The 18,101-nt window shown below is 57.3% G+C and carries 17 protein-coding genes and 1 tRNA gene; 12 read left to right on the forward strand and 6 right to left on the reverse strand.

Annotated elements, in window-relative coordinates; all coding sequences use genetic code 11:
• Nucleotides 1–4: 4 nt before the first annotated feature.
• The 4 genes from ERD84_RS14430 to ERD84_RS14445 all read left to right on the forward strand — a co-directional run bounded on the left by ERD84_RS14430 (nucleotide 5) and on the right by ERD84_RS14445 (nucleotide 4,631).
• Nucleotides 5–1,150, forward strand: a complete 1,146-nt coding sequence (locus tag ERD84_RS14430; RefSeq protein WP_130040361.1) for a thiolase family protein — start codon at nucleotides 5–7, stop codon at nucleotides 1,148–1,150.
• The gene (locus tag ERD84_RS14435) at nucleotides 1,147–1,500 is read left to right on the forward strand and encodes a Zn-ribbon domain-containing OB-fold protein (protein WP_130040362.1); all 354 of its coding nucleotides are present in this window, start codon (nucleotides 1,147–1,149) and stop codon (nucleotides 1,498–1,500) included. The genes ERD84_RS14430 and ERD84_RS14435 overlap by 4 nt, the downstream gene beginning before the upstream one ends.
• Nucleotides 1,497–2,471 carry a Bug family tripartite tricarboxylate transporter substrate binding protein gene (locus tag ERD84_RS14440; RefSeq protein WP_130040363.1) on the forward strand — a complete coding sequence of 325 codons (975 nt, stop codon included), beginning with the start codon at nucleotides 1,497–1,499 and terminating at the stop codon, nucleotides 2,469–2,471. The genes ERD84_RS14435 and ERD84_RS14440 overlap by 4 nt, the downstream gene beginning before the upstream one ends.
• Nucleotides 2,472–2,534: 63 nt before the next feature.
• A complete protein-coding gene (locus ERD84_RS14445; protein ID WP_130040364.1) occupies nucleotides 2,535–4,631 on the forward strand; it encodes an acetate--CoA ligase family protein in 2,097 nt (698 codons plus the stop codon).
• Between the two features lie 70 nt (nucleotides 4,632–4,701).
• Here ERD84_RS14445 and ERD84_RS14450 read toward each other — a convergent pair whose 3' ends face one another.
• The 3 genes from ERD84_RS14450 to ERD84_RS14460 form a co-directional block, all read right to left on the reverse strand.
• A complete protein-coding gene (locus tag ERD84_RS14450; RefSeq protein WP_130040365.1) occupies nucleotides 4,702–5,673 on the reverse strand; it encodes a Bug family tripartite tricarboxylate transporter substrate binding protein in 972 nt (323 codons plus the stop codon).
• Between the two features lie 69 nt (nucleotides 5,674–5,742).
• Nucleotides 5,743–6,096, reverse strand: coding sequence for an AtuA-related protein (locus ERD84_RS14455; RefSeq protein WP_130040366.1), 354 nt, complete (start codon nucleotides 6,094–6,096; stop codon nucleotides 5,743–5,745).
• Between the two features lie 2 nt (nucleotides 6,097–6,098).
• Nucleotides 6,099–7,454 (reverse strand): acyclic terpene utilization AtuA family protein, encoded by a 1,356-nt coding sequence (locus ERD84_RS14460; RefSeq protein ID WP_130040367.1) that lies wholly within the window; start codon nucleotides 7,452–7,454, stop codon nucleotides 6,099–6,101.
• A 116-nt stretch (nucleotides 7,455–7,570) separates the two neighbouring features.
• On the opposite strand from ERD84_RS14460, the gene ERD84_RS14465 reads away from it, so the two are divergent.
• Nucleotides 7,571–8,464 carry a LysR family transcriptional regulator gene (locus ERD84_RS14465; RefSeq protein ID WP_130040368.1) on the forward strand — a complete coding sequence of 298 codons (894 nt, stop codon included), beginning with the start codon at nucleotides 7,571–7,573 and terminating at the stop codon, nucleotides 8,462–8,464.
• A gap of 4 nt (nucleotides 8,465–8,468) precedes the next feature.
• Here ERD84_RS14465 and ERD84_RS14470 read toward each other — a convergent pair.
• Together ERD84_RS14470 and ERD84_RS14475 are read right to left on the reverse strand one after the other, a co-directional pair.
• Nucleotides 8,469–8,543: transfer RNA gene (locus tag ERD84_RS14470), tRNA-Arg, on the reverse strand.
• Nucleotides 8,544–8,676: 133 nt separating this feature from the next.
• The gene (locus tag ERD84_RS14475) at nucleotides 8,677–9,663 is read right to left on the reverse strand and encodes a tripartite tricarboxylate transporter substrate binding protein BugE (RefSeq protein ID WP_130040369.1); all 987 of its coding nucleotides are present in this window, start codon (nucleotides 9,661–9,663) and stop codon (nucleotides 8,677–8,679) included.
• A gap of 188 nt (nucleotides 9,664–9,851) precedes the next feature.
• Between ERD84_RS14475 and ERD84_RS14480 the strand changes: the two genes are divergently transcribed.
• The 5 genes from ERD84_RS14480 (at nucleotide 9,852) to miaA (ending at nucleotide 15,526) form a co-directional block, all read left to right on the forward strand.
• Nucleotides 9,852–10,748, forward strand: a complete 897-nt coding sequence (locus tag ERD84_RS14480; protein WP_130040370.1) for an AEC family transporter — start codon at nucleotides 9,852–9,854, stop codon at nucleotides 10,746–10,748.
• A 13-nt stretch (nucleotides 10,749–10,761) separates the two neighbouring features.
• Nucleotides 10,762–11,316, forward strand: coding sequence for a tRNA (adenosine(37)-N6)-threonylcarbamoyltransferase complex ATPase subunit type 1 TsaE (tsaE, locus tag ERD84_RS14485; protein ID WP_130040371.1), 555 nt, complete (start codon nucleotides 10,762–10,764; stop codon nucleotides 11,314–11,316).
• Nucleotides 11,250–12,611 carry an N-acetylmuramoyl-L-alanine amidase gene (locus ERD84_RS14490; RefSeq protein WP_130040372.1) on the forward strand — a complete coding sequence of 454 codons (1,362 nt, stop codon included), beginning with the start codon at nucleotides 11,250–11,252 and terminating at the stop codon, nucleotides 12,609–12,611. The genes tsaE and ERD84_RS14490 overlap by 67 nt, the downstream gene beginning before the upstream one ends.
• Nucleotides 12,612–12,722: 111 nt before the next feature.
• The gene (mutL, locus tag ERD84_RS14495) at nucleotides 12,723–14,597 is read left to right on the forward strand and encodes a DNA mismatch repair endonuclease MutL (protein WP_130040373.1); all 1,875 of its coding nucleotides are present in this window, start codon (nucleotides 12,723–12,725) and stop codon (nucleotides 14,595–14,597) included.
• On the forward strand, nucleotides 14,594–15,526 hold the full coding sequence (miaA, locus tag ERD84_RS14500; RefSeq protein ID WP_130040374.1) for a tRNA (adenosine(37)-N6)-dimethylallyltransferase MiaA: 933 nt from the start codon (nucleotides 14,594–14,596) through the stop codon (nucleotides 15,524–15,526). The genes mutL and miaA overlap by 4 nt, the downstream gene beginning before the upstream one ends.
• Here the strand turns inward: miaA and purM are convergent.
• On the reverse strand, nucleotides 15,523–16,575 hold the full coding sequence (purM, locus tag ERD84_RS14505; protein WP_130040375.1) for a phosphoribosylformylglycinamidine cyclo-ligase: 1,053 nt from the start codon (nucleotides 16,573–16,575) through the stop codon (nucleotides 15,523–15,525). The two genes, miaA and purM, sit on opposite strands and share 4 nt — an antisense overlap.
• Before the next feature lie 116 nt (nucleotides 16,576–16,691).
• Here purM and hda point away from each other — a divergent pair, with 116 nt between their 5' ends.
• Together hda and ERD84_RS14515 are read left to right on the forward strand one after the other, a co-directional pair.
• Entirely contained in the window at nucleotides 16,692–17,393 is a 702-nt protein-coding gene (gene hda, locus ERD84_RS14510; protein WP_130040376.1) for a DnaA regulatory inactivator Hda, read from the forward strand.
• Nucleotides 17,393–18,091, forward strand: a complete 699-nt coding sequence (locus ERD84_RS14515) for an HAD family hydrolase (protein ID WP_130040450.1) — start codon at nucleotides 17,393–17,395, stop codon at nucleotides 18,089–18,091. Before hda ends, ERD84_RS14515 begins: the two co-directional genes overlap by 1 nt.
• Nucleotides 18,092–18,101: the final 10 nt, after the last annotated feature.

Raw genomic sequence — 18,101 nt, forward strand, 5'->3', positions numbered from 1 at the left:
CCTCATGCACAATACTGCTTACATCCGCGCGGCCGCCCATACTCCATTCGGCAGACTGGAAGGCAAGTCGGCACCCGACCTGATGGCCGACGCCGCCAACGCATTGCTGGACGAAAGCGGTGTGGCCCGCCAGCACATCGATGGCGTCCTTTGCGGCTATGCCACAACCTACCCCCACCTCATGCTGGCCAGCCTCATGGCTGAAAAGCTAGGCATACAGCCAGACTATGCCCACGGCATGCAGGCGGGCGGCGCCACTGGAGCAGCCATGGTCATGCTGGCGCGCGATCTGGTACGGGTCGGGCGATGCCGGAATATATTGGTACTGGCTGGCGAAAACCGCCTGACCGGGCATGCCGCCGACACAGCCATACAGACTTTGGCGCAAGTAGGCGAACAGCAAGCCGAGGTGCCCAACGGCGTATCGGTTCCCGCCTACTACGCTCTGCTGGCATCCGAATACATGGATCGCACCGGCACCCGTCGCGAAGACCTGGCCGATTTTGCCGTGCGTATGCGCCAGAACGCGGCAGCACATCCAGGCGCTCATCTGAAAGCGATCATTACCCAGCAGGAGGTTCTTGCCTCCAAGCCTATTGCCACACCTTTGCATTTGCTCGATTGCTGCCCGATATCCGACGGTGCGGCGGCCCTGCTCATCAGCGCCGAGCCTGGTCCGGTAGCCATCAGCGGCGCTGGCCAGGCCCACCGTCACCAGCATCTGTCCGCCATGAACGATATCTTCGATACCGGGGCCGCCCGTGCCAGCCTGCGAGCCCTCGATGAGGCGGGGACCACGCTGGACGACATCGACTACCTGGCCATTTATGACTCTTTCACCATCACATTGCTGATGCTGCTGGAAGAGCTCGGGTTTGCCGACAGGGGCAAGGCGGCCGAACGCCTGCGCCTGGGCCATTTTGACCCCGATGGCGTGCTACCCCTGAACACTCACGGCGGGCTACTTTCGTTTGGCCACTCGGGCGTAGCCGGTGGCATGGCTCATATTGTCGAAGCCTGGCGCCAGCTCAGCGGCAATGCTGGTACCCGACAGCTTTCCAGGCAACGCAACAAGGCCTTCGTACATGCCGACGGGGGCGTATTGTCGGCGCACGTAAGCCTGATTCTTAATCGCACGGAGAATGCATGACAAACACGCTAAAGCTTGAACTGACGCAATGCCGCTCATGCAAGGCATGGTGGTCACTGCATCCCTATGCCTGCAAGCAATGCGGCAGCCACGACCTGGAGCTTCGGCCAGTCAGCGGTATTGGCAAGATCAAGGCAAAAACCACTATCTCTCGCGCACCTGACTCCTTTTGGCGTCAATACGTTCCCTACACCGTGGTGCTGGTTGCCTTGCAGGAAGGCGTCACTGTCATGGGGCAAGCCGACAACGACGCGTTCGTTGGACAGCATGTGCAGGCAAGCATCCAGGTACTGGAGCAGCGACAACTCGTCAGATTCAATCCACAACACACTAAGGAAGAGACACTATGAAAGCATTCAACAAACTTCTGAAGCCTCTGGCTGTAATCAGCCTGGCCCTGGGAGCCTCTACCGCAGGCGCGGCCGGCTGGCCTGACCAGACTATTACCATGGTTGTGCCCTATCCTCCTGGCGGACCAACCGATATTGTCGCCCGTGTTGCCGCCCAGGGCCTGAGCGAGAAGCTCGGCCAAACCGTCGTCGTCGACAACAAGGCCGGTGCTGGCGGCAATATTGGTGCCGACCACGTCGCCCGCGCCAAACCCGATGGCTACACCCTGCTGGTGGCGACCACGGCGCACGCCATCAATATGTCTTTATTCAAAGACTTGAGCTATGACACTCGCACCAGCTTTGAACCGGTTTCTGGGCTTACTGAAGGACCGCTGGTGGTAGTCACCCGCCCCGACCTGGGCGTCAAAAACATACAAGAGCTGATCAAACTGGCAAAAGACGCCAAGCAGCCGCTAACCTTTGCCTCGTCGGGTAATGGTCAGTCCACACATCTGGCGGCTGAGCTCTTCAACAGCATGGCGGGTATAAAAATGACCCATGTACCTTATCGCGGCAGCGCACCGGCCATGACCGATGTTATGGGCGGACAAGTCGACGTCATGTTCAACACCATGCTCTCGTCCATGCCTTATGTCAAAGATGGAAAAATGATCGCTCTGGCGGTAACCAGCGCCAAGCGCTCTCCGGCCGCGCCCGATCTGCCCACCGTCGCCGAGGCCGGCCTCGATGGTTACCAGGCAACCGCATGGAATGGCCTGCTAGTACCCAAGGGCACGCCAGCCGAGGTCGTGAGCAAGCTGAATGCCGCACTTAAAGACGTCATGAGCCAGCCTGAAGTGAAAGAGAAATTCTCGGCACAGGGCTTTGACGCCAACTGGATGTCACCACAAGACTTCAAAATCTATCTCGATAACGAAGTCGAAAAATGGGCGGAAGTAGTCAAAGTATCGGGCGCCACCGTCAACTAACCGAACACCCACTGATCCGCCTGTATTAGCCTGGACGCAAGCCCAGGCTTTTTTGGAGTTTGCATGACTGCTATATCGTCCAACCTGGACTTTCTGCTTGACCCCGCGTCGATTGCGATTGTGGGAGCTTCCGACAACCCCGACAAGATCGGTGGCCGCCCCATTTTCTACATGCGCCGGCATGGCTACCAGGGCAAACTGTATCCGGTCAACCCCCAACGCCCGCAGGTACAAGGTGAAAAAACCTGGCCCACAGTCGCCAGCCTGCCCGAAGCACCCGACCTGGCTATCGTGGCTGTTCCCGGCATGAAAGCCGTAGAGGCTGTGGACGACTGCGCTGCGCTGGGAGTGAAAGCCGCCATTGTCATCTCGGCCGGATTCTCCGAAGTCGGCCCTGAAGGCCGCGCCGTGCAGGACGACATGACACGTCGTGCGCGCCAGGCGGGGCTGCGCATTGTAGGACCCAACTCACAGGGCCTGGCCAATTTCGGCACGGGTGCCATTGCCAGCTTCTCAACCATGTTCCTGGAGATCGAACCCCAGGACGGCCCAGTGGCGGTCATCAGCCAGAGCGGTGGCATGAGCGCCATGATTTATGGGGTTTTGCGTCAGCGGGGCATAGGCGTACGCCATATGCACGCAACCGGCAACGAAGCCGACGTAACCGTGGCCGATTTAGCCCGGGCAGTGCTGGCCGACCCGGAGGTGCGCATTGTGCTCTTGTACCTGGAGTCACTGCAGGATACTGCAGCACTGGCCGAAGCCGCCGAGATGGCCCGCCAGCGGGGTGTACCCATTATTGCCGTCAAGGCCGGCCGCTCGGAAGCCGGCGTCAGGGCGGCTGCCTCACATACCGGTGCCCTGGCCAACGAAGACCGCGCGGTACAAGCCTTCTTTGAACACCATGGTATTTTGCGTGCGCGCGATCCGCAGGAACTCGCCCGATATGCGGAACTGTTTATTCAGGATGCCCACCCCAGTGGCTCGCGTGTGGTCATCGTAAGTAATTCCGGTGCCAGCTGCGTACTGGCCTCCGACGCAGCCGATGTCGCCGGTTTGCAGATTGCGTCGCTGGCCGACACCAGCCAGCATAGGCTATCTACCGTCCTGTCCACCTTTGCCACCACAAATAACCCGATAGATATCACAGCCGCCTTGTTGTCGAATAACCGCCTGTTCGGCGAAGTACTGACGGCCATCGAAGACGATCCCGCCGCCGATATGTTCGTCCTGGATATTCCTGTTGCGGGGCGCGGTTACGACGTCCCCTCATTTGCGCAAGACGCTGCCAGCTTTGCCCGGCGCTCGGGCAAGCCTGTTGCCGTCGTGGCGTGGCAAGAGCCAGTGGCGCAAGCGTTTCGCGCCAAAGGCGTCCCGGTGTATGCCGATGAGCAGCAAGCCATGTCAGCCCTGGCAGCCATGGTAGAACATTCCCGCTATATGCATGCCGATTCTTCAGAAATCAAGCCGGACGCAGCTATCGACGTCACGCTGCCGCCTGGGGGCTCAGGCACGCTGTCCGAGCTCGACAGCCTGTCTCTGTTGTCAGAACATGGAATCTCGGTCATACCGCAACAACTCTGCAAGGACGTCGAATCCGCCCTTGACGCCTGGCGCCAATATGGCGTTCCCGTTGTGTTGAAAGCCTGCTCGGCAGCACTGCCCCACAAATCCGAGTATGGGCTTGTTGCATTAGGCCTAAACACCGAGCAAGCCATCCATGACGCGATCAGTTCACAAAAAGCGACGCTCGAAAAAATGAGCGTACAGTACGACGGCTGGATCGTTGCTCCCCTGCGCAAGGGCTTGCAGGAAATGATGGCAGGCATGAATTTTGATCCGATTTTCGGCCCCGTGGTTGTCTTTGGAGCGGGTGGAAAATATGTGGAAGCCACTCCCGATGTAGCCGTCATGTTGCCGCCTTTCTCCGCCGGGCAAGTCATGGACAAACTAAGACAATTACGTATCTGGCCCTTGCTGCAGGGAGTCCGCGGCGAGCCGGCTGCCGACATACAAGCCTACGCCGAGCTAGTCGCGGAATTCAGCCGGTTTGCCTTGGGCAGCAATGGGCGACTCAAGTCAGTCGACATCAATCCGGTTATGGTGGGCCACCGGGGCGAAGGCGCATGGGCCGTCGACGCCCTGATCGAGCGTATCTGATCGATTCGCCCAAACAACTATGGCGCGCTCAAAGAGCGCGCCATAGTCATGTAGAGTACTTTCAGAAGGCCTAGAGTTTTTCCATCTTGTTCTTGGCCACGACGTCAGTCCATTTCTGGACCTCGGAAGCGATATGCTTGGAGAATTGCTCGGGTGTATTGGGCGTATGCATGGCGCCCATGGTTGCCAGCTGCTTCTGTATCTCGTCATCTTCTTCGATGATGGCCGAGATGGTGGTGTTCAGCTTCATGACGATCTCTTTGGGCGTGCCCGCAGGAGCCAGAATGCCAAACCAGGCCTGTACTTCGTAGCCTGGCACACCCGACTCGGCAACCGTTGGGACATCTTTGAAGGAAGGCCAGCGCTCTGGCGTGGTGACGCCCAGGGCCTTCAGGTTACCCGACTGGATATGACCCGCCGAAGAAGGAAGGTTATCGAAGGCGACTGGGACCTGGCCACCGATCACAGCGTTCAGCATGGGGCCGCCCCCTTGAAACGGGATATTCACGATATCGATGCCAGTCTGGGCTTTCAATAGCTCGCCAGACATATGAGGACTGCCGCCCATGCTGGTCGAGCCAAAGTTGACTTCGCCCGGATGCTCGCGCGCATATTCCAGGAACTCGGCCATCGTATTGTAAGGAGCGTTTTTATTGGCCACCATGACGTTGGGCGTGGACGCTACGATAACGACAGGATTGAAGTCCTTGATGGTGTCGTAGGGAACATTCTTGTACACCGCCGCGTTGGTGCCATGCGTTCCTATGGTGCCCATCATGATGGTGTAACCATCGGGCTTGGCACGCGCCACCTGCTGCGTACCTATCATGCCCGAAGCACCAGGCTTGTTCTCGACCACAAAAGTCTGACCCAATTTGTTAGTGAGCTTATTCGACACGATACGTGCCAGAATATCGGTGGTGCCACCCGGAGGATAAGGCACCACCATGGTTACCGTACGGTCGGGATAGGCGGCATGAGCTGCGCTGCCAAAGGCAAACAAAAGGCTGGCGCCAATCAGGCTCAGGGTAAGTTTTTTCATATTGTCTCCGTGGTCCACACTTTAAATATTATCGATATCTGAACGGTATCATGATGGGTAAACAAATGCTTAAAGCAGATGTTTACCGTGCAACTTATCTTGCAAATGGTCAGGAATTTCCAGCTCAAAACCCAGTATGGCGGCCGATAGCGCCTTGCCATAGTTATCCAGGCACAGGCTGCGCGACACGCCGCCGCCCAGTGCCCCATGTGCCACAAAATTGAGCGCATTGATGTTATCAACTTCGTAGCGCTCAACCTCGCCCTTGATGGCTTGCCGATAAAACGCCTTGAAAGCGTCAGCCGTCAATTGCTCTTTCAGCAGCCCATAAAACTCGGGCTCATAAGCAAAGACCGAGATATTGGATGTATTGCCTTTATCACCGGAACGCGCATGGGCAACATGTTGAAGTAAGACTCGCATGCTTAAGCCTCCAGATAGGTAATCGTTGCAGGAACGTTTTCGCGCGGTACCAAAGACGACCACACACCGATGATTTCGCGCGTGCGTTCTTGATGCGGCACGCGCTTGCCGGTGTGTGCAATGCCCGATACCGCCATGCCGTCAACCTCACGCCCCACCTTGGCCGCCTCTTCACGTGTTGCGGTGCGGGCGGCAACCCGTACCGCAATCTCATAAGGCTCAGGGGCGGTCTCGGGGGTTGCATCGCCATGAATGGCATTCAGCCCCAGGAAGTCGATACGGATTTCTTCTGCATCAAGTTTGACGATCTTGAAACGCTCTTCAAGAATGCGTTTGGCCAGCTGCGCGCGGCGCAAGGCACCCGGACCCGCATAGAAAAACATATCTTCACCTATAAAACCCTCTGTGCATCCAATCGAGACCTTCAGGGTTGGTGTACGCGGCTTACCTGTCAGACCAGTAATGCGGACGCGATCAGGGCCCAGCTGTTCAAGCTGTGCCTGGGTAAAGTCCACGACCACATCAGGGGTAATATAGTTGGCGGGATCATGCACTTCGTAAAGCATTTGTTCTTTCACAGTTTGTACGCTGATGGCCCCGCCCGTACCGTCAACTTTGCACAACACCGCCGAACCATCGGCCTGCACTTCTGCGATGGGGAATCCGAAATTCCAGGGATCCGGAACATCCTTGAATCCGGGATCAGAGAAATAACCGCCTGTGACCTGAGCACCGCACTCGAGCAAATGCCCCAGGCCATTGCCTATGCCCAGATGATGGTGGTCGAGCGGATCCCAGCCAAACTCGTACATCATGGGTGCCATGAAAATGGACGGATCTGCCACTCGACCGGTTATGACAATTTGCGCGCCATTGCGCAAGGCTTCAACGATAGGTTCGGCCCCCATATAAGCCTCGGCCGAAATCATGCTCGTCTTCAATGTGTGGGTAGGCTCCCCATTTTCGAGAATACGATCCGTCAGTTCCAGGACATTTTCGGTGATCAGGCTGCCGGTAACAGCAGCCACCTTGACACCGGAAATACCCATTTCGCCCAATAGCTCCACGATACGTTTGGCCGCCCCCTGGGGGTTTATCCAACCCTGATTGGAAATGATCCTGGTGCCCTGACGCATGCAATGCGGCAACACCGCGCGCATGCGATCATCGAGATATGTGTCATAGCCAGGGAAAGACGGATCACGGCGGCTTCGGACCTGCGCCGCAGAAACGGTGGCCTCGGCCATCGTTTCAAAGCACAAATAATCCAGTTGGCCTTTCTCGGCGTTCAAGGCGGCCGGTTCAACCCTGTCGCCCCACCACGCGGAACCCGATCCGACCCTTATCGTTTTACCCATCAACGTGTCTCCTCTAGATCAATCTGTTCAATGTCCTCTAGTCTATGCACGCTTTTTGTCTGTGCCCATCCCTTATCAGGCACAGAGGATGTGAATTTGATTCATAATCAGCCTCTATGGACAAATACAAGGAAATTCAGGTATTTCTTGCTGTGGTGGAAAACGGCAATTTTTCGGCCGCAGCCCGCAAGCTTGGACTGACGCCGTCAAGCGTCAGCAAAACAATATCGCGGCTCGAAGCTCGCCTTTCCGTGCGTATTTTTGATCGCATCGGCGGTTCCATCCGCTTGACCCAAGAAGGACAAGTCTTCCAGCTGCACAGCCAGCGGGTGATCGACGCGATGCTCGAAGCCGAGAACGCAGTATTGCCCGAGGGAGAACAAATATCCGGCCTGATCCGGGTGCACACCAGCCTCACCTTTGCAAAGTATCAGCTGGCACCGATACTTTCCCTGTTGCTGAATCAATATCCGAAGCTGCAGATCGAGTTTGTCATTGGCACCAGTCGCGGCAATTTTCTGGAACGCGATATTGATGTAGCCATACACAGCGGCAATCCCACCGAAATGTCGCTGGTGGGCAGGCCTTTATTCCACAGGCGGTGGGCTATTGCAGCCTCGCCGGCTTACTTGCAGCGGCATGGCATGCCGCAATGCCCCGACGACTTGCTGCACCACCGCTGCCTGAACTTCACCGTACGCACCCACTGGAATACGTGGACCTTCATGGAACAGGGAAAAAGCCACATGCTGACAATTCCCGACGGCCCCGTAAGCGCGGACCAGGGTGAATTACTGCATACCCTCGCCTTGCAAGGACTGGGCATAGTCAGGCTGGCGGAATTCCATATTGGCCAGGATATCCGTCAGGGCAAATTGCTGGAGTTGTTGAAAGCATACGAGCCTAAAACACACGACACGATGTACGTGCTGTATCCGAAGGGACGCTCGCTGGCGCCTCGCATACGTGCTTTTTTGTCGTTTGTAGAAAAGCATTTTTCTACTTATTGAACCGTGGCGTCCCCGGCAGGAATCGAACCTGCAATCTTCCCTTAGGAGGGGAAAGTTATATCCATTTAACTACAGGGACGCAGTGCGGGCTGAGATTATAAAGCAGACTCGACGAGTGTGAATCTGATTAAAAAACCGGAGCCTGAAACCAGCGCTCCGGTTTTTTGTGAAGACGCGCCCGACCAGGCATGCGTCTTCGGCATGGGCCCTGCTTATTTAAGCGAGATATTGCCCTTGGCTACGACGTCTTTGGCCCAGTCGTATTGCTCTTTGATTTCTTTGGCAAACTCTTCAGGCGTATTGCCCGAAGGTGCTGCGCCCTGCTTTTCAAGCGCTGCGATGACTTTGGGATCTTTCAGAGCTACCACCGCTGCGTCGCGCAGTTTTTTGATGATGTCATCGGATGTGCCAGCCGGTGCCAGCAAACCATACCATGCAGGTTGATTCAGCTGAGGATAGCCCTCTTCGGCCAGGGTGGGCACGTCGGGCAGAGCCTTCACGCGCTCAGGCCATGCGACAGCCAATGCACGCAGATTGCCAGCCTGGATTTGTCCCATGGACGATGGCAGATTGTCGAACATACTATCGATCTGGCCGCCAACGGCATCGGTTACAGCGGGACCCGACCCTTTATAGGGAACGTGGATCGCATCAGTACCAGTGGCCTGCTTGAAGGACTCGCCAAACAAGTGCAGTACCGAGCAGGTACCCGAACTGCCATGGGTGTATTTGCCAGGATTATCTTTCAGGAGCTGTACGAATTCTTTGAAATTCTTGGCGGGAAATTTGGGGTTGACTTCAATAACGTTGGGTACGTTGGCGAAGTTGGTGACCGGCATGAAGTCTTTCAGCGGATCGTAGGGCAAGTCGTCGGGACGGCATGCCGGGTTCACTGCCATGGTGGAAACGGTGGCGATGGACAAGGTGTAGCCATCGGGTTTGGCACGAGCCGCTTCAGTAGCGCCAATGGCACCGCCTGCTCCGCCCTTGTTTTCGACGACCATGGTTTGACCAAGTGCCTCGCCCATGCGTTGTGTCACGATGCGGGCCACGATGTCGGTTGAGCCGCCAGGGGCAAAAGGAACAATAACGCGTATAGGCTGTGAGGGGTAATCAGCGGCCATGGCGCTTGTGCCAAATAAAGACGCTACGCCTGCAGCAAGGGTAATCGCTACAATTTTTTTATGAAATTTTGCCATGTATTGGTCTCTCTGTGATCTCAAGAATCTGAAAAACAAGCGTTTGAATTTTGCGTTAAGCTCGTAAATTCGATCCGCAGAATAACAGTAATCTGCTATCTGTGTCTTTAGTTGTTACAGTTGAATGTCATTCGCCGATGACCCGACTGCAGCCAAACCAAAACCCGCTCTGCTTCCGCCCGTTTTCCATGTCTGTATTTCTGCTCGTATTACCTGACTTCCTGCTGATTGGGCTGGGGTGGCTGCTATTCAACAGACTACGCTTTTCCAGTGAATTTTTCCATGGCGCAGAGCAGTTAGTTTATTTCGTACTGTTTCCCGCCCTGCTGTTCCACTCCATCACGCAAACCCCGCTAAGCCTATCGGGCACCTATACATTGCTGCAGGCTTCCGTAGGAGTCATGCTGTTTGGCGTAGCCATGTCCTGGCTGGCCATGCCTATTTTGCGCCCTGACCCTCTTGCACACGCGTCGGTCGCTCAGTGCGGTTATCGATTCAACACCTACATGGGCCTGTCGCTGGCGGGTAGCCTGGCCGGTTCGACAGGCCAAACCGTCATGGCTGTATTGGTGGGATTTGCCGTACCTATTTCCAATATAGCGGCAGTGCATGCGCTGGCACGCCAGAACGGTGGAAAAGCACTGCGTGAAATCGTACGCAACCCTTTTATTATTGCCACCGTATTGGCACTACTATGCAATTTTCTACGCATACCCATTCCGGCCGCCATTGACACTGCACTTAGCCGTCTTGGCGCCTGCGCCATAGCCATAGGCCTGATGTGCGTAGGTGCAACCTTGTCGCTCCAGGGCGCACGCAACGCCGGCACACTGATGACCTGGATCATCACGCTACGCCTGATGGTGATGCCTCTGGCAGCCATTTTCATAAGCTGGATCCTCGATTTGAGCTTGGTCGAAAGTCAAATACTGTTGTTATTTGGTGCCTTGCCCACTGCCTCATCGGCCTATGTGCTGGCAGCCAGAATGGGAGGAGATGGGCGCCTCGTCGCCGTCACTATGTCGATCGGCACCTTGCTGTCAGCCCTGACCATTCCCTTCTGGCTCATGATGGGATCTGCCTGATGACGAATCGCTCATGAAACAAGAAAACAAAGATTTAGCCTCTATAAGCGTCCATTTAGATGACGAAGACGCCACATTAGCATTAGCCAGGCAAATCGCACCCATGCTCACCGGAACGCATCCTGCACTAGGCCCGGCCCATTGCGGTGGCCGTATTCACCTGCGCGGCGACCTGGGTGCGGGTAAAACCAGCTTCGCCCGTGCCTTCTTAAGAAGCGCCGGAATCACAGGAAGAATCAAAAGTCCTAGCTACGCTTTGCTTGAAAGCTATAATGTTTCTAACTTATACTTCTATCACCTTGATTTTTATAGATTTAGCGATTCTCGCGAATGGTTAGATGCTGGCTTTCGAGATATTCTGCAAAAAGATGCGATTGTTTTGATTGAATGGCCGGAGCAAGCGGGCGATTTATTACCCCCACCCGACCTGGATATTCATTTGAACTATGCAGATATTGGGCGGTGCGCCAGCCTTACAGCCCACAGCGACAAAGGAATATTATGGCTGACGACACTCACCTTGCCCGCGCAGACGTCTCCCCGCAGAATGCCTCCCGGCGGCGCTTGATCGCCGGCACAGGCAGCTTGCTTATCCTGCCTGTCATTCCCACCTTGGCCAAGGCGGCCACCATTGTTGCGGTCCGTACCTGGCCGGCCGACGAGTACACCCGCGTTACGCTTGAAATGGACAGCGAGCTCAAGGCCGAGCATTTTGCCCTGGAAAATCCAGACAGACTGGTCGTCGACATTCAGGGCCTGAGCCTTAATAGCGCCATCAACGATTTGGTTTCCAAGATCAAGCCCAACGACCCCTATATCGACACCGTGCGGGTTGGTCAGAATCGGCCGGGCGTCGTACGGCTGGTGCTCGATCTGAAACAACCTATCGCGCCCCAGGTGTTCACTCTGAAGCCCATAGGCGAATACAAGTATCGCCTCGTGCTGGACCTGTATCCGAAGATTGCCCAGGATCCGCTACTGGCAATCATGAACAACGCCGACTCCGATCCTTTGGCGGACGTACTCGAAGAGCTGGCCGCCAACGCGGCCGATCAGGCTCCCGTACCGGCCATGCCAGGGCAAAAACTGCCCCCTCCGATTGCCCAAAAGCCCAAGTCCTTGCCCACACCTGTACCCAGGTCGGCACCACCAAGCAAGGCCCAGCCTGTACTGATTGCTCTGGACCCAGGCCATGGTGGCGAAGATCCTGGCGCCATTGGCCCCCAAGGAACGCGAGAAAAGGATATTGTGCTGAGCATTGCACGCCGTCTTAAAAAGCTGATCGATGCTCAACCCAATATGCGGGCCTATCTGACCCGCGACAACGATTACTTCGTCCCCCTGCATGTACGCGTACAGAAAGCACGCAGGGTCAAGGCCGATCTGTTCATTTCGATTCACGCCGACGCCTGGATCAAACCCAGCGCGCGGGGCTCGTCGGTGTTTGCCCTATCGCAAAATGGTGCCACCAGTGCCGCCGCACGCATGATGGCCAAGCGTGAAAACGATGCCGACCTGATCGGTGGGGTGAACCTAGGTTCGCATAACAAGCAGGTGGCACAGGTATTGCTGGATTTGTCGACGGCAGCCCAGATCAACGACTCCATGCGTGTGGGAGACCGGGTACTGCATGAAATCGGCAAAATCAGCCGCCTGCATAAAAAGCGGGTGGAACGCGCCGGGTTTGCCGTGCTGAAAGCCCCTGATATTCCATCCATACTGGTGGAAACCGCTTTTATCAGCAACCCTGCAGAAGAACGCCTGCTGCGCAGCCCTTCTCATCAGAACAAGATTGCCCGCGCCATGCTGACGGGTGTCAACAGCTATTTCGACTCCAGCCCCACCATGGCTCGCCGCACATGATGGCCATCGTGGCCTGTTGACCGCAACAGGCCACGCCGCAGCCATTCCTTTGGCGCAACCGGCTAAAATCGAACGGACACTTTTGTATTCGTTAGCCGAGGACACACCGCCATGCCAGAACGCCGCTCCATCGCCCAGCTTCCCGACCTGCTGATCAGCCAGATCGCAGCCGGCGAAGTGATCGAGCGTCCCGCATCGGTACTGAAAGAACTGCTCGAAAATGCCATCGACGCAGGTGCCCGCGCCATCGAAGTCCGGCTGGACGGCGGCGGCATACGCCGGATCTCTGTCAGCGACGATGGCACAGGCATACCCAAGGCAGAACTGAAACTGGCACTGACGCGTCACGCCACCAGCAAAATTGCGTCATTGGACGAGCTGGAGGCAGTCGATTCCATGGGATTTCGGGGCGAGGCGTTGGCCTCGATTGCATCCGTGGCACGGCTTACACTCACGTCTCGCAACGCCACCGAACCTCATGCCTGGCAGATCGAAGCAGAACAGGATGAACCCTCGGCAGCCTCGGGTTCGGTGGGCACGACCATTGATGTGCGCCAACTGTTCGACAATGTGCCCGCCCGCCGCAAGTTCCTGCGCGCCGAAGCCACCGAGTATGGCCATTGCGTCGATGCTCTTGAACGCATTGCACTGGCGCACCCTCATATTGCTTTCCGGCTGTTTCACAATGACAAAGCCCAGCGCAACTGGCGGGCCAGCGAAGTAGGGCAACGAGTGCGCGATGTACTAGGTCAGGAGTTCACCGATCAGGGCCTGTATGTGCAGAACGAGCAAGGCCTGATTGCCTTGCAGGGTGTAATAACCCGCCCCACCTACGCTCGCAGCCGCGCCGACCGGCAGTACCTGTACGTGAACGGGCGGTACGTCAAGGATCGAACGGTAGCGCACGCTGTGCGCCAGGCTTATGCGGATGTCCTTCATGGCGATCGCCAGCCCGCTTTCGTCCTCTTCCTGACTATTGATCCAACCATGGTCGATGTCAACGTGCATCCGGCCAAACACGAGGTACGCTTTCGCGAAAGCGGTGCCATTCATCGATTTGTAAACCAAACGCTCACCCAAGTGCTGGCGGCTGCAGGCGGCCAATCCCTGACTGGCGCCGAGCCCACCTCCTCAGCTCATCAGGCCGACACAACGGCAGTCTCCACGAGTCCGAATACAGATGTCACAACACCCGGGCTGCCACTTCATGCATCTGGCGGCGTCGACAACATGCGTGGCAGCCCAATACCGTTACCTGCATCCTACCGGCCGCAGCAACAGCAACACACATTCCGCCTGCATGACCAGACTCCCGAACGCAAGCAAGACTGGCAATCCCTGTATCGCCCACTTGATGCTCCGGCCCCACAGACGCATCTCCCCGTTACGGCCGACGCCACTGAATTTCCACTAGGCATGGCACTGGGTCAGTTGCACGGTATTTACATACTGGCTCAGAACCACGACGGACTGGTCCTGGTCGACATGCACGCGGCGCACGAACGCGTCGTCTACGAAGAACTGAAGAAAGCCATGGACGCCCAAAGCCTGCCCTGCCAGGAACTACTGGTCCCCCTGGTCTTCAACGCGACTGAAAAAGACATCGGTCTGATCGAGGAACATGCACACACGCTGAACGAACTGGGTTTGAACATTCGACCCGCCGGCCCAAACTCCGCTGCCGTACGCGCCGTACCTGCCCTGCTGGCCAATGGCGATATCGAAGCGCTAGCTCGCGGCGTACTCCGGGACCTGGCCAGCGTAGGCGTCTCGCCACGCCTGACCGAGCAACGCAATGAGTTGCTCTCGACCATGGCCTGTCATGGGTCCGTACGTGCCAACCGGCGGCTTACTCTGGATGAAATGAACGGCTTGCTGCGCAAAATGGAGCACACCGAGCGCGCCGACCAATGCAATCATGGCCGGCCCACCTGGGTGCAATGGAAGGTGGGAGAGCTCGACAAACTCTTTATGCGCGGGCAATGATCAAACCGGTTATCTGTCTGGCCGGCCCCACCGCCGCCGGAAAAAGCGCAGCCACTCTGGCCCTGGCACAACGCTGGCCCATCGAGGTCATTGTGATGGACTCCGCCACCATCTATCGCGGCATGGACATAGGCACTGCCAAACCCAGCAAACTTGAGCAAGCCTCGATGCCGCACCATCTGCTGGATATCCGCGACCCGGCCGAAAGCTATTCAGCTGCAGAGTTCCAGCGTGATGCCAGCCTCTTGATCGAACAGATACAAGCCCGTGGCAATCTGCCTTTGCTGTGCGGCGGTACCATGCTGTACTACAAGGCACTGCGCGAAGGCTTGAACAACCTGCCCCAAGCGGACCCCGCCGTTCGCGCGGCCATCGACAACGAAGCCCGAACCAGCGGCTGGCCCGAACTGCACCGTCAGCTCTCTGAATACGACCCCGTAACAGCCGCCAGGCTGGCACCCAATGACAGCCAGCGCTTGCAGCGCGCCATCGAAATCTATCGCGTCAGCGGCCGCCCCATGTCGGATTGGCTGGCCGATGCACGCCCCGCGCAAAACGACAGCCATCGGTTCGTCACGCTGAGTCTCGAACCCTCGGATCGCCTGGCGCTGCATGCACGAATTGCGGCACGCTATCACACCATGATTAAAGAGGGCCTGCTGGACGAAGTTCGCACTCTGCACGCCCGACCCGACCTGCACGATGGCCTGCCATCGGTACGATGCGTGGGATACAGGCAGCTGTGGGAATACCTGGATGGCCGAATCAGCATCGGGCAAGCCGTAGAGCAAGCCGTAGCGGCCACGCGGCAGCTGGCCAAGCGCCAACTGACCTGGCTACGCTCGCAGCCCGAGCGTCAGGTCATCGACTGCCTGGCTTCCGACGCCGCCGCGCAGGTCGTGGACCAGGCTGCCCGGCAATGGAATTAGATGACGACGGTTTGCGGCGCTGCGGTGCCTTCCTGTTCGACAATTTCACCCAGATGGCTTACCTGTTCACCATGAGCCGTCAAGGTCGCCGTCACCGCGTCAACCTGATTGGCCGGCACTACAATAACCATACCGATGCCGCAGTTGAAGACCCGATGCATTTCGGCATCGGCCACGCCACCATTTTGCTGCAGCCACGTAAAAAGTTCAGGCATCGTCCAGGCATCTCGATGCAAGCGCGCCGACAGACCGGGTTGCAAAATGCGCGGCACGTTGTCGAGCAATCCACCACCGGTAATATGCGCCAGCCCCTTGATAGCCGATCCGTGCTCGGCCAGGGCAGCCAATACCGATTTCACATAAATGCGAGTGGGCGCCATGACAACATCTTCGAGTGGACGACCAGCCAGTTCCTGGCCGGGACGCGCATTGGCGTGCGTCAGGATTTTGCGCAACAAGGAAAAACCGTTGGAGTGCGCACCGCTGGAAGCCAGGCCCAGTACGGCATCGCCCACGGCGATGGATTTGCCGTCGATAATGCGCGATTTTTCGACAGCCCCGACGGCAAAGCCGGCCAGATCGTACTCGCCATCGGGATACATGCCCGGCATTTCGGCGGTTTCGCCACCAATCAGGGCGCAAGCAGCCAGTTCGCAGCCCTTGGCAATGCCGCCCACTACGCTGGCGGCGGTGTCAACCGACAGCTTGCCGCAAGCGAAATAATCAAGAAAGTACAAAGGCTCGGCACCCTGCACCAGAATGTCGTTGACGCTCATGGCGACCAAATCTATGCCCACGGTATCATGGCGGTTCCATTCGAACGCCAGCCTGAGCTTGGTGCCCACACCGTCGGTACCCGATACCAGCACAGGCTCTTTCAGGTGGCGCGGCACCTCGAAAAGCGCGCCAAAACCGCCTATGCCGGCCATGACACCCGCTCTCATGGTCTTGGCGGCCAATGGCTTGATGCGGTCGACCAACGCCTCGCCAGCGTCTATATCGACCCCTGCATCACGGTAGGTCAAGGAGGCGGAATGTTTGTTTGTCATGAGAAATGCCGTGGGATATGTAAGAATTGCGTGTTGAATGAATTACCGAAGCTTGATTTTACGATGAATATGGCCGACTTTACCGCGGCGGGCAACTTCCAGGGCCCTGGCAGCACATGACGCAGCAACTAATACTAGACCTTTTGCCTCCTTCGCCACCTTCGCTGGACAACTTTGTTGCCGGGCAAAACCAAGAGGCCGTCCAGGCATTGCGCGATTGCGGCCCAGGCCGGGCCGTCTACCTCTGGGGAGCTCCCGGCGCCGGACGTACGCATCTGCTTCAGTCGGTAGCCTCGGGGCCCGATACAGGCTACTTTCACCACCATAGCAGTGCACAATCACTGCGTGATATCGCCAACGCCGACCAGCTCGCCTACACGCTTATCGCCATCGACAACGTTGAAAGCCTGGATGACGACCGGCAAGCGGCGCTGTTCGCCCTGTACAATCGCTGGCGTGAGGTCGCTGCCACCCCCCAGGGCTTTGCCCTGGTACTGGCAGGCGATCGCGCGCCCCTGACCATGCCCCTGCGAGAAGACTTGCGCACCCGGCTGGGTTGGGATCTGGTGTTCCGACTTGCACAACTTTCCGACGAAGACCGGGCCCAGGCGCTGTCCAGCAGGGCCGCCGATCGCGGGCTGCAACTTGCGCCTGAAGTCATCAACTGGGTACTCACCCACTACACTCGCGACATGCGGCACTTGAGTGCGCTGATTGATGCACTCGACCGCTACTCACTCGAACGACACCGGGCCATTACACTGCCCTTGCTGAAGGAACTGCTGGCTTCAGGCCAGCCTGTTAACGATAACCCATGATGCCTATAAAACGCCTGGCCCTGTTTGATCTGGACCACACCCTGCTGCCCCTGGATAGCGATTATCAATGGGCTGACTTTCTGGCCCGTACGGGCCGCGCTGGCGACCCCGCCGAAGCACAGCGGCGCAACGACGAACTGATGGACCGCTACAACGCGGGCAACCTGACGGCTGAAGAAGCGGCCGCATTCATGCTCGGATTGCTCAGCCGCGCAAGCATGGCTGAACTGGCAGAATGGCATGAGGCCTTTATGGCTGAAGTCATACGCCCAGCCATTCTGCCTATCGCTCAAGACCTGGTCCAGCAGCACCTTGCCCAAGGCGACCTGTGCGCGATAGTCACCGCCACCAACGAGTTCGTTACTGCGCCCATCGCTCGCGCTTTCGGCATCCCACACTTGATCGGCACCATCCCGGAAATCCAAAATGGCCGCTATACCGGAAAAATACAGGGTGTACCCAGCTTCCAGGCAGGTAAGGTCGTACGCGTGAATACCTGGTTGAATAGCATGGGGGCCAAGCTGTCAGACTTCGAAGCCTCTTATTTCTATAGCGACTCGCTCAACGACCTGCCATTGCTCGATGCCGTGACCCACCCCATCGCAGCCAACCCCAGTCCCGCCTTAAGACAGTTGGCGCTTGAGCGCGGCTGGAACATACTCGACCTGTTCAAGGACATGCAGGACTCAAAGTCCTAAAATACAGCCA

This window comes from Pollutimonas harenae (assembly GCF_004153685.1).
GTDB classification, from domain to species: Bacteria; Pseudomonadota; Gammaproteobacteria; order Burkholderiales; family Burkholderiaceae_B; genus Pusillimonas_C; species Pusillimonas_C harenae.